At 51.5% G+C, this 13,121-nt stretch carries 11 protein-coding genes; 1 reads left to right on the top strand and 10 read right to left on the bottom strand.

All coding sequences use genetic code 11. The annotated features are described in order from the left end of the window. Positions 1–193: 193 nt before the first annotated feature. Positions 194–1,852, bottom strand: coding sequence for an IS1634 family transposase (locus AMA01_RS03350; protein WP_446698012.1), 1,659 nt, complete (start codon positions 1,850–1,852; stop codon positions 194–196). Positions 1,853–2,190: 338 nt separating this feature from the next. On the opposite strand from AMA01_RS03350, the gene AMA01_RS13810 reads away from it, so the two are divergent. After that, positions 2,191–2,631 carry a YfmQ family protein gene (locus AMA01_RS13810; protein WP_195868448.1) on the top strand — a complete coding sequence of 147 codons (441 nt, stop codon included), beginning with the start codon at positions 2,191–2,193 and terminating at the stop codon, positions 2,629–2,631. Positions 2,632–2,728: 97 nt separating this feature from the next. On the opposite strand, the gene AMA01_RS13510 is transcribed toward AMA01_RS13810, so the two are convergent. From AMA01_RS13510 to AMA01_RS03310, 9 genes are all read right to left on the bottom strand, one after another. Further along, positions 2,729–3,124 carry a TIGR03826 family flagellar region protein gene (locus AMA01_RS13510; protein WP_082743924.1) on the bottom strand — a complete coding sequence of 132 codons (396 nt, stop codon included), beginning with the start codon at positions 3,122–3,124 and terminating at the stop codon, positions 2,729–2,731. Between the two features lie 94 nt (positions 3,125–3,218). Continuing rightward, positions 3,219–4,838, bottom strand: a complete 1,620-nt coding sequence (locus AMA01_RS03345) for a methyl-accepting chemotaxis protein (RefSeq protein WP_067847510.1) — start codon at positions 4,836–4,838, stop codon at positions 3,219–3,221. A gap of 51 nt (positions 4,839–4,889) precedes the next feature. Next, positions 4,890–5,357: a chemotaxis protein CheW gene (locus AMA01_RS03340; protein ID WP_067847298.1), complete on the bottom strand. Its 468-nt coding sequence runs from the start codon at positions 5,355–5,357 to the stop codon at positions 4,890–4,892. Between the two features lie 29 nt (positions 5,358–5,386). After that, positions 5,387–7,384 carry a chemotaxis protein CheA gene (locus tag AMA01_RS14185; protein ID WP_067847295.1) on the bottom strand — a complete coding sequence of 666 codons (1,998 nt, stop codon included), beginning with the start codon at positions 7,382–7,384 and terminating at the stop codon, positions 5,387–5,389. An 84-nt stretch (positions 7,385–7,468) separates the two neighbouring features. After that, the gene (locus AMA01_RS03330; protein WP_067847292.1) at positions 7,469–9,211 is read right to left on the bottom strand and encodes a protoglobin domain-containing protein; all 1,743 of its coding nucleotides are present in this window, start codon (positions 9,209–9,211) and stop codon (positions 7,469–7,471) included. Positions 9,212–9,258: 47 nt separating this feature from the next. After that, positions 9,259–9,714 (bottom strand): chemotaxis protein CheX, encoded by a 456-nt coding sequence (locus tag AMA01_RS03325; protein WP_067847289.1) that lies wholly within the window; start codon positions 9,712–9,714, stop codon positions 9,259–9,261. Positions 9,715–9,852: 138 nt separating this feature from the next. Beyond that, complete coding sequence (locus AMA01_RS03320) at positions 9,853–10,212, bottom strand: response regulator (RefSeq protein WP_067847286.1); 360 nt, start codon at positions 10,210–10,212, stop codon at positions 9,853–9,855. A 138-nt stretch (positions 10,213–10,350) separates the two neighbouring features. Next, positions 10,351–12,117 (bottom strand): methyl-accepting chemotaxis protein, encoded by a 1,767-nt coding sequence (locus tag AMA01_RS03315; protein ID WP_067847283.1) that lies wholly within the window; start codon positions 12,115–12,117, stop codon positions 10,351–10,353. 66 nt (positions 12,118–12,183) lie between these two features. Then, on the bottom strand, positions 12,184–13,121 hold a 938-nt coding region (locus AMA01_RS03310), incomplete at its 5' end, for an EAL domain-containing protein (RefSeq protein ID WP_067847280.1).

Here is a 13,121-nt window from a genome sequence, read left to right as displayed (position 1 = left end):
ATGCCCTTGGAATGAAAGTCGTACATGAACGTTGCTGCGGGCTGGATGTGAATGGGAAGATAGACACATCTAATACTATAATTTACACAAAACCCGACTCATGCCCCGACTTCGACACTTCGTAGTCATACAAAGTCCCACGAACCCTTTGCCCATGCAGGTTCGTGGGACCTGTGGATAACTCGTGTAGTGTCTACAGCCCTCGTGCCCGAGGTTCTACCTTCAGGATCCTCGGTGGTTCTTTGATCCTCAAGGCTCGCAGGATCTCCCGCTGCGCCTCGGTCGTCTCCGTGCGCTGCACGACCATCCCGTCCGGCGTGCTCTTCGTCACCTGATGCATCGCTTGCATGTGAGAGCGGATGTCAGACCATGTGCGCCCCGTTTGGACCTCCGCGATGCGCACCAACAACAAGGCCAGCCAGCAAAGCAGCACATGCGAACGAATCCGCTCGTCCTTCCGGTGATACATGGGACGGATGTCCAACGTCGTCTTCAGCGTCCGAAACGCGGACTCCACCATCAGGAGCTGCTTGTATCCCAGCGCGACATCTTCCGTCGACAGCGTGTCGTCGGAGGTGCGGATCAGGTACTTCCCGTCCAGATGAGCCGCTTGCCGCACGGCCTCCGGGTCAATTCGCAGGTTCCCCCATCGGTCCTGTTTCAGATAACGCTTGAACGTGGGATGGCTCGCAAGCCGACAGTGGGCCTTCGTGTGCGCTTCGCCCTGAAGCTCTTTGAGGCGTTCCAACTCCATCCGAAGCTCGCGCAACATGGCCTCCCGCCGCGCCTCATCGCGTTTGGCTTCCTCGGGATTGAACGCCAACACGTAACGGACCCGGGCCTCTCCGTCTCCCACCACGACCTCCTTCACTTTCAGGTTGGGACGAAGCTCACGAAAACGTCCAGGGCGCGCCAACGCCGCTTCCACCGCTGGTTTCCCGGAGGTCATCTTCTCCCCAGCGATGTAGTGACCCCCGGCGCGTTGCAGGATCCGCAAATTGCTCTCTGAGACGAAACCTCGATCCACGACCGTGATCACGCGACCAAGCCGCCAACCGATGAGGTCCTGTTTGACCTCCTCGACCACGCTCATGTCCGCTGTGTTGCCAGGCCACGTCCAGCAGCGGACGGGGATGCCGTCCCGCGTCACCGCAAGCCCGATCACCACCTGAGGCAAGTCGGGCCGGTGGTCTTTGGAATACCCCTTGCGTCGCAGACTGTCGTCCGACTCGTCCTCCGTCTCGAAGTACGTGGAGGTCGTGTCAAAGAACAGAAGGTCCACGTCCAGGTTCAAGAGATCGCTCACTCGCCGGAAGACCTCGTATTGCAGGTCTTCCGCCACATCATGGAGAAAGTCCATAGCCCGATATGCCTGCCACACGTCCAACTCGGTCATCCCGGGGAGAGCCACTTCACGGTCGACCCATTCTTCCATGGCCAGCTTGCTGCTTGGCGCCAACGCGCGATTGGCGACCATGGCGAAGATGACACGCTCGACAGCCGCCTTAAACTTCCGGTCGGCAAGCCGCTCTCGCAGGACCTCATCCAATCCAAGCTGTCGCCACAGCTCGTCTAGCAGATACGCCCCTCCCATAGGACGGCTATCCAGCAGCGTGGTTTGGATGCCCTCCGACTGACCACGTCCGGCGGTAAACTCGTCGCCAACGAAGCGATGGATGCTCTGGGCAAGGCGCCGGAGGGCCTCGAGGTCGATTTCGTCTTCGCGGCCGAAGGTGTAGAGGACCTTGGCCTTGGGCTGGCCGGTGTTGGGATCGCGATAGTTATGGGCCAACTGAACGTAACCGGTGACAGAACCGTTCTTGTTTTTTCGGCGAATGACTCGGATATACATGCCCACATGATACGGCATGTACTACGAACTTGTAAACGACAAAATAAAGTTATCCACAACAAAACGCATGCCTACAAAAATACAAATGAAAACACGGCGCATGCCTGTGGATAAGTCCGACAAGCCGCGCCGCAATAGGATCCCACATCCATCCATGAGTCTACGTGCTATGTCCAACTGTCGAAGTCGGGCATGCGCTACCTTTACAATGCTTGACACGGAGCCTCTCATCTTGAACGCGTTTTCTGCTCATACCTTTATTTACCTTGCTCGTAGCCGGGCGAAAGGGGCATTTTACGTCTTAAAGACTCATGTATGTACCGAAAGGAGTTATGAACTTGGCGATTCCAGCCTGGACAGCATACTTAGCTGCAGTGGTAATCCCTGTGCTGGTGCTTCTAATCAATCCAGCGAATGCATGGGTCAATCGATGGCTATCGTCCGTGTCAATTTATCCGACCTTGGAATCATCCAAAACTCAGTCTGTGTCTTTGAATGGCGCAGAACTGTCTTCTGATGAACGCCTGCAGTTCATTCAAGCTTGGAATCAAGCTATCTATATCACTGAACACACATCATTTACAGAATCAAATTATACCCCTATAATCATACACATCAAGGAAGGAAATCACACATTTTCCCTCACTGCTTTTTTGCTTGGAGATAGCAAGATTCAGTTCATACGTCACTTGCGTAGGCGAAACATCACGTTTCAGGTATCCTCCCAAGCACTCGAGGAGATTTTACGCACACATGTAGAACGCCAGAGCGTAGGTTAAATGTTGTCTAACAGACACCAGTGGTACGGATGCCGACCATCGGATTCCTCAGTGTATCTCCAGTTCATGAACAATCCCTAATTTCCAACAAAAGAGTTTATTCCTTACTATAGAATCCCGTGTTACGGTTCTCTTTATATGGTTTTTTGGCGGAATATTTTCTCTCGCCCATTTGAATCTCTGCGCTTAATTCTTGTGCGCAATTCATACACAACTGCCCAGACTGCGTTGGTGCACCACATCTTTCACATGGGTACGTCATGTTCGGATATTGACGTAGCAAAAGCTTGCCCCTACGGATGAGATCGACGATCTCTTCATATGTCGCACGAGTGCCTTGTGAGACCTCGTAGATGTTGGCTAGAGGGTGTTGCCTCAGGTAGTCGCGGATCTCGGCAATTTTGTTTTCCTCTTCATGGATACAACTCGGACATACATCGTGGCCCGTCTTATTGAAGAGTCGCCCACATCGGCGGCAGTTGGCAAGTGCCACTCCTATCCCTCCGTTCCATCCATCGATTCATCGATTCACTGGGTAGTGCTGTGCCGCTAGCCCTGCCTAGTGCTAGCGGCCTGTAAACGATGCATTATGGCGATTGAAACTCAAAACGTTCAATGATAGCGCGTAGATCTCGCGTTGACTGGAATACCACCGATGCCGCTCGTGCGACTTCCTCCGTAATCGCATACTGTTCTTCGGTTGATGCACTGACTGACTCGGTTTGCTCTCGTACGACGTTCGAGAGTGCATGAGTGCTTTCTAAGATCTCGATCATATTTTTTCCGCTTTGGAATATATCGTGAATCACTGAGCGAAGATGCGCTGTATCCTCTGCAACATCTGAGATCGCGTGATGAATATTTGTCAGGACACTACCTGTTTCGGTGGCGGCAGTCATACCCTCTTGGATAGACGTCGCTGTTTGACTCATGTTATTGCGTACCTGCTCAAGAATGTTGGGTATTTGAGCAACCTGTGTCTCGATTTGCTTGGTATGCTCCGAGGACAGATTGGCTAACCTACGCACTTCCGTTGCGACAACTGCGAAGCCTTTCCCATGTTCGCCGGCTCGAGCGGCTTCAATGGATGCATTGAGGGCCAATAGATGCGTGTCCCGCGTGATCTTCTGAATCGTCGAGAGAGCATCCACCATCACGGACATAATGTGATCGAGCGAGTCAATGGATTGCGAAAGGCTCGTAGCTTGGTCCACAATGGCTTGCAAACGTTCTACCCAACGTGCGGACGAAGCATTTCCTTCTTCGGCTCGCTGCATTGCATCTTTTGCCGTAGACGCTACAGCTTGTATAAAATCGTTGAGCTCCTGAATTTGTTTCTGAACATGGTTCACCTCGGTCATCGTGTCTCGCATATGCTGCGTTTGTTCTTCAGCGCTGACGCTGGTGGTTTGCATGGAAGCGGCAATGCTTTGCAGAGCAGCAGTACTTTGCTGCGCACTGCTTTCGAGTTCTTGAGCACTATCCATCAATTGACTTGAGGCATTCATCATCCTATGGAGCATATCTTCGAATCCGATCGCCAGCTTATTCAGTTCAAAGGCCAATTGTCCGTACTCATCACGTGTCTTGGGATGCATACGTTTGCCGAGGCGACCATGACTGATTTCACGCATGAACTTGAGCCAGCTGTTGTAATGAACTTCGAATCGAGCAAACTCTATGAGCGCAAAAACCGTCGCAACACCAAACAGCCCGACAGATACGGCACGCATGGAGGGATCAACAAGAGCGCATGTAATGCCGGCTAATTGGGCTAAGAAAAAAGGGATAGGCCCTTTGAATCGTCGACTCAAAGTTGGAAATACACGTCCGGAACGAAGGACATAAGGTGATTGTCCATTGACATAAACCGGTGTGGAGATATCGATAATCCGTTCTCCGGTGTTACGAGGATAATCAAATGCGGTCGTCTCCGTGATGGAGGCACACTTCAACCCAACTTCGTCCGTAAAATAGACGCCTTCTCGCAGTCGATTCGTATGCACTTCCGCATATCCATCTCTCCGAATGAGGAAGAAATACTCGAGTTCGCCTAAGAGTTCATCTAGTTTCGCTCGGATATCGTGCTTGGCTTGGTCCGTCAGTCCCCCGTAGTGTGTGATAAGTCGTTCGACCTCTCGAGCGGCCCGTTCAACGGACTGCCATTGCTGATGCAGTTGGCGTCTTGAGAATGGATGTTGAGCCATGTTAACCCCCATACTATGTATTTCCATCTGTTGCGAAACATGTGATCCGGTTTAACTCGTGATGAACTGTTCAATCTGCTGCAGCTGTTCCGATTCGGCCGCAGAAAAGACGCGATTCAAGTTGAGCAGAACCAGCAGGCCACCTCCTACGCGAGCTACGCCTTTGAGATACACCGCTTGTAAACCACCTACCACGGCCGGTGGAGGTTCAATGGTCTCTGGTGGAATCTGAACGACGTCTTCCACGCCATCAACAATCATGCCAACAACTCTATCTTCGACTTCTGCGATCACAACACGCATTTCGTCGGCGTCCTGCGCTCGGTGCGTCAATCCCACGCGTTCTGCGAGGTCGATCACTGGCACGACCGCACCGCGTAGGTGTATTACGCCTTTGATGAAGCTCAACGTGCGCGGGACAGGCGTGATCTCCCCGAGCCGTTCCACCGATTGGACCTGTGATACATGCGCGCCATAGCGCTGGTCACCCACCCGCATGATCACATAGGACTCCACCATGCATCCCTCCTTGATCCATTCGATTTCCCTCATGCGGATTGCCCAATGGACCGCACGTCGAGAATGAGCGACACTTTGCCGTCGCCGAGAATGGTCGCTCCCGAAAAACCACGGACACCCTCCAGGTAACGACCAAGAGGCTTGTTCACAATCTCCAATTCATCCAGAACCCTATCGACGACCATCACGAACTTCTGCTCCCCATTCCGACATACCACCGCAGTCTGCGGAAACACCCACCGTCTCACGCCAAGTCCAAGCCACTCCGCCACGTCGATAATCGGCACAATCCTGTCCCCGCTTGGATATACAGACTCGTTTTGCACATACCGCACGTCTGCTTCTCGGAGTCGCACTACCTCGTCCACATTCGCCGTGGGAATCGCAAACGTCTGCCCTCGCACGGAGACGAGAAGCGCCGGAAGAATCGCGAGTGTAAGTGGCAATTCGATCACAAACGTCGTGCCGCGACCGAGTTCCGTATCGATGCGGATTTTCCCACCGAGCGACTCCACTTTATCGCGCACCGCATCAAGACCAACGCCCCGACCGGAAATGTCCGACACCTCTTTCGCTGTACTGAACCCGGATTGAAACAGCAGTTCATACACGGCCTCGTCGGACATGGACGCGCCTGCCTCGGGTGTGATCACACCTTTTGTTATCGCGGACTGAAGAACGCGCGCTCGATCGATGCCCGCGCCGTCATCCGCTACCTCGATGTAGATGTGTCCGCCAGACGCATAGGCCGACAAACGAATGGTTCCACGACGCGACTTTCCCTGCTGTTCACGCACCTCCGGAGGCTCAAGACCGTGGTCAACCGCGTTGCGCAGCAAATGGACAATGACCTCGCCCATCTCTTCAAGCACGATGCGGTCCATTTCCGTCTCGAGCCCCGTCATGACAAAGTCGAACTCCCGATTCAGTTTCCGCTCCAGGTCTCGCATCATTCGCGGATAACGATGAAATACCGACTCAACCGGAGCCATCCGCAGCTGCATCACCTCATCCTGGAGGTCCTTCGTCAATCGATCCAAGCGTTCCACGGCCTCCCGTAACGCCGGATCGTTCGAAGCAGCCGCAATCGTATCCAGGCGAGTTTTTGCGATGACCATCTCACTCATGGTGTTCAGAAGCGCGTCCATTCGGCGCACGGAAACGCGGATCGACCTGTCGGGTCGACTATCGTTGCTTCCGGGACGTGCCGCGGATTCTGCGGGAGTGGTTGACATAGATTGCGACCGGGTTTCTTGAGAAGCGAACTTCCCACGTGAATCCTGCTGACTTGCGCTTCCTCTTGATGCAACCCATCTTTCAGCATCGCAGCGAGCGACATCCGTAATGTCGAGCACCTTTTCCTGAATCCGTTCGATCTCGTCGCGTTCTAAATAGACGACGACATACGCTTCTGTCGTTTGCACATCTCCTGCCCAGACCGCATCTTCCGTCGGTTCCGCTGCCGCAATGTCCGCGGCATCCTTCAACGTCTGATACACCATCGCAAGCCGAACGGCAGGCATCATGCAATCAGAGGTGAGTTGAATGTGAAGCCGATAGGCGACCTTGCCTTGTCGTTCGGCTTCCGTTGCATACCGCGCTCTGTCCTCTTCTAACCCGTTTTTTTGACTCGGGTGCAATGGTTCTCTCGCTTGAAAAGCAGTTTGTAGAGAAGCCATCACATCGTCGTCTTTGAGATCGGGCTCACTCCCAGACGTCGAAATGGCCTCGAGGTGAACCCGCATTCGGTCAATCGCCTGGAACAGGATATCCACTTGCTCTGGCTGAAAGCTCTCAGGATGATCTCTCCACAGACCGAACACATCCTCGACTCGATGTGTGAGCTCCGCCAGGCGAGAAAATCCCATCGTGGCACTCATGCCTTTTAGTGTGTGCGCCGCGCGAAAAAGCTCAGCAACAAGGTTAGCCTCCGGACCTTGGCGTTCAAGCTCCAGGCACCCATCTTCTAGTTTCTCGACATTTTCCGTCGACTCGGCCAAGAACGCGTCCAGGTATTCACGATTCACATGGCTCCCCCCTTTCTTTGAGATGGAGCAGCAGTCGAGTAACGATAAAACCTCCGAGTTTGACGACTGTATCTATCATGATCATCATTGCCTCTCTAGTTCTTCATACAGGGCATCCAAAAGTCGTACAACTTCTTGCGAGGCTTCCTCCAAGTCGTGCATCTTTGCGCTGACGTCTGAGCGAATATCCTGCTGAAGCGCGTGATAGATTTCGGACGCCAGTCGGTGCACCCTCTGGTGTGGTTCGTCAAGACGCTGGAATAACGGGTTGGCTGCGAAACTCGAATATCCCTTCGCGGCATCGTACCATTTTCCTAAACGACATTCGTGGTGGTCTTTCAGCTGCTCCTCCTCCATGGCGTGGTAGCCCATCATATGGTTGTACAACCACCACTTCCACAAAAGATGGTCTGTCTTGGCGATCCGAAGGAGCATCCGATCGTGACGGGCACTCGCGATGCGTTCGACCATCGCATTGCGCAGATCGTTGACTTGCACACCGGTTCGATACATGTCTTGCCCTAAAGCATCTATCCTTCGCTTGACATCTGTCACACCGTCCATGATATCGACCACGCGTGTAGCTATATCTTCCGTGGCTGCAGCTTGTTCTTCGGCACTCGCCGCAATATTCCCCATGTATTCGACGATGTGGTGGATTTCAGAAACGATGCTCTCAATCACTCCCATTGCCTGTTGGGCTGTACCCACTTTATCGGCCAGCTCCAAGGAGACCGTTTGGGTGACCTGGTTCATCGTTCGAGCTGCGTCTTGGACGTTCTGAATGACATCCATCGTTTCCTGAATCGAGTCTCTCGTTTGATTCGCAAGGGCCCGTACTTCTGAGGCAATGACCTGAAAGCCACGGCCGTGTTCACCTGCTCTTGCGGCTTCAATTCCGGCATTCAACGAAAGGACATGCGTTTGTTCTGCGATTTCTTGAATCAACTCCAAGACGCTTGAAATGCGTTCAGCTGCCGAAACCACTGCAGTCGATTGATGTTGCAACTGGTCGAACGTTTGACGTAGTGCAACAATCCCTTCCAAAGCGGTACGCGCGACTTCACCGCCCGCTTGCGCGTCCCGCATCACGCGGTCTCCGTGTTCCGCGGCCTTCACAGCGTAATCTGCCACTTCGCGAACAGAAGCAGATAGTTGTTCTGTTGCAGCCGAGATATTTTCAGAATCCGAAACGGCTTTTTCAATCGCATTTTTTGTTGGGGGAATGTCCTCGATTCCTAAAATGAGCTCTAACACGTTTGATACATTTTCTATATATCCAACTTGTAGTTCTTCCTCTTCATACGCTTCCATGATGACCTGCATATCAAGGAATACCATCTTCAAACACGCAAGCAAGGTATCCGACAGTTCTCGCGGTTTCCCGTGCCATTGATTCACGACTGCCGGAATGAGATATTCAAACAACCGCATGTAGGAACCAATGTACCAGTCCGCGGTCACGTGAATACGGCTATGAACACGACCTATTCGTTTTCTCTCTTGCCAAAATACGCCGTCCGCGACATCCGCACGAAATAGCCTTCTGAAATAATCGACAAAGGTACGTTCCAGGCGATCCCTGTGACTATGTTCTACGATGATCTTGTTCAGGTTGGGGAACTTCTCAATGATGTCGTATTGTCGCTTTACGATCTGTTCAAGATAAGGCTCTATCCATGAAGAAACATCTCGAACTCGGGCAAGATCCTCTTGCGTGACTTGTAGAAAAGACAGCTTTTCATTCAATGCCTCTAAGTCTGTATGTACATAGTCATCTTTGTTTTCCGTAGCGAAAACAACATTCGTCTTTTGCTTGAGAAACACCCGCGTGATCTCCTCTCGGTCCTCTGTTCAACGAATAGCCTGTCCATTTACTCTGATTCGTCCAATATGAGAATCACATAAATGACCCCGATGTTCTCCAGATGTAGCGGAACCTTCGCTGCCGTAACGAAACCCGTCAGCTTGGTGGAACCCACGATGACCGTTGGTGGGCTAATTTCCACATGAATCCCATTCTCGGCAAGACGCGTTGACATATTACCCGCCACCATATTCCCAATCTCGCCAACAAAAGATTCCAACATGGCTTCCGCTAATTCCATCCCATACATCGCGACACCTAGCGCTTGAAACACGGGTGCACGACCTTCGATAATCAGCCGACCCTGCAGATCGTGCGTGAGGCCAATCAGCACCCCAAGTTCTTCGCTATGGATATATTGATTGACGATCTCCAATTTCTCTCTAACAAAAGGTACAGGAAAGACCACTTTCGCAGCTTCAAACGACGTGTTCAATACCTCAGGTAACACAGCTTGTGGCACCTACGAAACCTCCTTGATGTATGAACGTGAATCCCTACATGGCCAACGTTGCGCAGCCTGCCGCCAAACGGTCTTCGTTTCACTATCGTTTTTGCCGCTCCTCTGAGCGCAAGAGATATCAGAGTGTTTCTGTGGGCCTTATTGTAAGGCCTTTTCGACAGCGTTTATCACCCGATCTGCTTGGAAGGGTTTCACCACAAAGTCCTTCGCTCCGGCCCGAATTGCGTCCAGTACCATCGCTTGTTGCCCCATAGCTGAACACATGATGATGCGAGCTTGCGGATCCATTGCTCGTATTCTCCTGACTGCTTCAATTCCATCCACATTCGGCATGGTGATATCCATGGTGACCAAATCGGGATGCAATTCTTGGTATAACGTCGCTGCTTGTTCCCCGTCAGAGGCTTCTCCAACCACTTCGTGTCCATGTTTCACGAGGATATCCTTAATCATCATCCTCATAAATGCAGCATCATCGGCAACCAAAATACGCGCCATGAACCTTCACCCTATCTAATAGAATTTATATAAATAATAGCAAAATAAATCTGATATATCCTTGGCTCGTTCGGAATCCTGCTCGTGACTCTGTTTTTTGTATAACACTCTTGTCGACGACCTCGAACAACACAGCCCCTACACTCGGAACTGCCCAATCATCATCTGTAATTCCTGCGCACGTTGACTTAGCGACGCAGCGGTCGACGCGATTTCTTGCATGGATCCGGCCTGTTGTTGTGCAGATGCCACCACACTTTCGGATTCACGCGCCGCTTGCCCCGCCAATTCCACGACAACCGCCATATCATGTGTCATATGCTCGGCTTGCGTGACGATATTTCGTGTGACATCAACCACATCCTTGATACGTAACGTCACGTCTCCCATCGCGTGGCGAATGCTTGAGAAGGTTCGTTTCGTTTCATCTGCTACTGACGCCCCCTCTTGAACTTCCGTCGTGACCGCTTCGATGGATTGAGACACGTTGGATACCGATTGCATCACCTTGCGTACAATTTCTTGAACCTCACGTGCAGCATCAGATGAAGCATTGGCGAGACTGCGAACTTCATCTGCTACAACGCCAAACCCGCGGCCGTGCTCACCCGCTCGCGCGGCTTCAATGGCTGCGTTGAGCGCGAGCAAATTGGTCTCGTCTGCGATTCGCATGATAGTCGATGCAATTTGACGTATGTTCTCCGACTCTCTTTCCATACGGCTCATCACGTCTACAGCTTCCGTCGTTCGACTTCGGATCGTCATCATTTGGGACTCCATGTCTTCCATAACCTTCATGCCATTTTCAGCTTCTTGTTCTGTTCGCCTTGCCGTGTTGTTCAGCGCATCGGCCAACTCGGAAACCTGACTGATCTCATCTCGTACATTTCTTGCAGCTTCAGACGTATCGTGAATTTGCCTCGTTTGCTGGTCGGCGCCCGCGGCTACTTGCTCGATAGAATGCGTAATCTCCTCGGACGCCTTCATAAGTTCGTCCGTACTCGCCGACAACTCTTCTGCGCTGGCAGCTACGTGTTCCGATGCATCTGCAATCGCCTTAATCAGTGAACGCAGATTCGCGACCAACTCGTTGAAGACGCGCGCCAAATCCTCCAGTTCATCCCGGGTATGTACCTCGACCGAATCGACACGCAAATTCCCGCGTGCAATCTCATCCGCGACCCGTCTTAAGCGCATGATAGGCCGAGATATGGACACGGAGAGTGTCGTACTCCCTATGAGGCCCATCATGATGGCAACGAAGGCGATGATCATATCCCAAATCAAAGTTTGCGCAAGCAAATGGTTGACGTTTGAAACCGCGGCATTTTTCACGCTGTCTTCATCGCTCGTTAACTGTGCAAGACTTTGAATCAACGGTTGTAACGTGTTGTTGGTGAACATTGCTTGTGCATTCGACAGACTGGTTGAGGCCAATCGAAACGCACTCTCGTTCTGGTCAAGGATTTGCTGCCACTGCGAACTAAATAAATTTAGAATGGCTTTATCTGTAACATCCATCGGATAAGATCCCAATAGAGATAAATCTTGTTTTACCTGAGTTAAATCATTCTGGTAATCTTGAAGGTTGTATTGTGCGTTTTGTCCGTTTGGTGACAGCAGATACAGAGCTGCATCGTTATCGGATGTGACGATATCATAGTCAAACTTGCGGACAAGGTTTAATACTTTCGCAGCTTGTTCTAATTGATTCACCGATTGATGTATTTGAGTGATGAGGATCGCATTGAGAACCCCCATTGCGATAAGAAGGACCGTCACGAGTCCAGTATTCATGAGGAATTTTTGGCGAATGCGCATCGAAGGAAACATGTTCATCATTTTTTGCGTCATCGAATGAAACGTGCGATCGATCAACTCTTTTGCAGAATCCATCATCGACATGATAGCCCCCAACTCGGAATGCTGTATTCAATCCGAAACAAGCAATACTACACCCTTAGATCCACCTTATATTGTCTTTGCCTTGTTCCATAGCCGGTAGTATAACGTCACCAACCGGTCGACTTCCTCACTCTTTGCTAGTACCGTCGGATCGGTCCATACAGTGGTTTCCACGAGTTTAAGTAACTCATGTCTTTTTTGTTCGATGGTTTGAAGCAAAGACTGAATCTGCGGTACCGACAAGGGCGCGGACCAATAGTATCCTTGACTCTTGAAGATACCCATAGATCTAATCGTTTCTAAATCCTCATGCGTCTCTATACCCTCCGCAATAATCCGTTCACCTGACCCCATGATTTGAACGAGTCGTGATAAAAACTCTTGCTTAGCTGGCGTTCCTGAAATTCCGCGAATCAATGTCCGGTCTACTTTGACCCAGTCTGGTTCTAATACGGCGACCGAAGAGAAAGTATTTGAACCCATCCCCACATCATCCAACGCAATTCGCACACCTCGTGAGCGAACTGTTTGAATAACCGCAGACAAATGAGCGACATCATAGGGAATGTACTCGACGACTTCGATAACCAACTGTTCAGGGTAACATATACCTTTTTCAAACAAAAATTCCAAGTGCTCGAGAAACAGCTTCTCCGTCAAGCTGCTCGGAGTTACGTTTACAAATAAGGGAGTAGGGGGTGTTTCGGACCACGCTAGGGCGAAAGATTGCATACTGAGGGTCACAACAAGTTGGTCCACTTCTCGGGCCCGATTACACGCGACCGCCGCACGAAACCACACATCTGGCGCAATTGCGTGGCCGTCAATCTGAGGACGACTCAAGGCCTCGTGGGCACAAACCTCTCCACGAACGTGGTTCACAATCGGTTGATAGACAAACTCGAGAACATGGTTGTGAAGCGCTTGGTCGATCGCTTCAGCCAGATAAGAGAATTCATCATCTGGAGTTAGAGGATATTTATACCCCCCCCCCCCCCCCCCCC

Source organism: Alicyclobacillus mali NBRC 102425 (assembly GCF_001570745.1).
Taxonomy (GTDB): Bacteria; Bacillota; Bacilli; order Alicyclobacillales; family Alicyclobacillaceae; genus Alicyclobacillus; species Alicyclobacillus mali.
Note: the sequence above shows the minus strand (reverse complement) of the source record. Positions and strands in the feature narration are given on the sequence as shown.

What these genes read in the sequence shown, in the direction of transcription:
- AMA01_RS03350 (WP_446698012.1), bottom strand. Translation starts at nt 1,852, where the DNA reads ATGTATATCCGAGTCATTCGCCGAAAAAACAAGAACGGTTCTGTCACC.
- AMA01_RS03345 (WP_067847510.1), bottom strand. Translation starts at nt 4,838, where the DNA reads ATGGCTCAACATCCATTCTCAAGACGCCAACTGCATCAGCAATGGCAG.
- AMA01_RS03340 (WP_067847298.1), bottom strand. Translation starts at nt 5,357, where the DNA reads ATGGTGGAGTCCTATGTGATCATGCGGGTGGGTGACCAGCGCTATGGC.
- AMA01_RS03320 (WP_067847286.1), bottom strand. Translation starts at nt 10,212, where the DNA reads ATGGCGCGTATTTTGGTTGCCGATGATGCTGCATTTATGAGGATGATG.
- AMA01_RS03315 (WP_067847283.1), bottom strand. Translation starts at nt 12,117, where the DNA reads ATGTCGATGATGGATTCTGCAAAAGAGTTGATCGATCGCACGTTTCAT.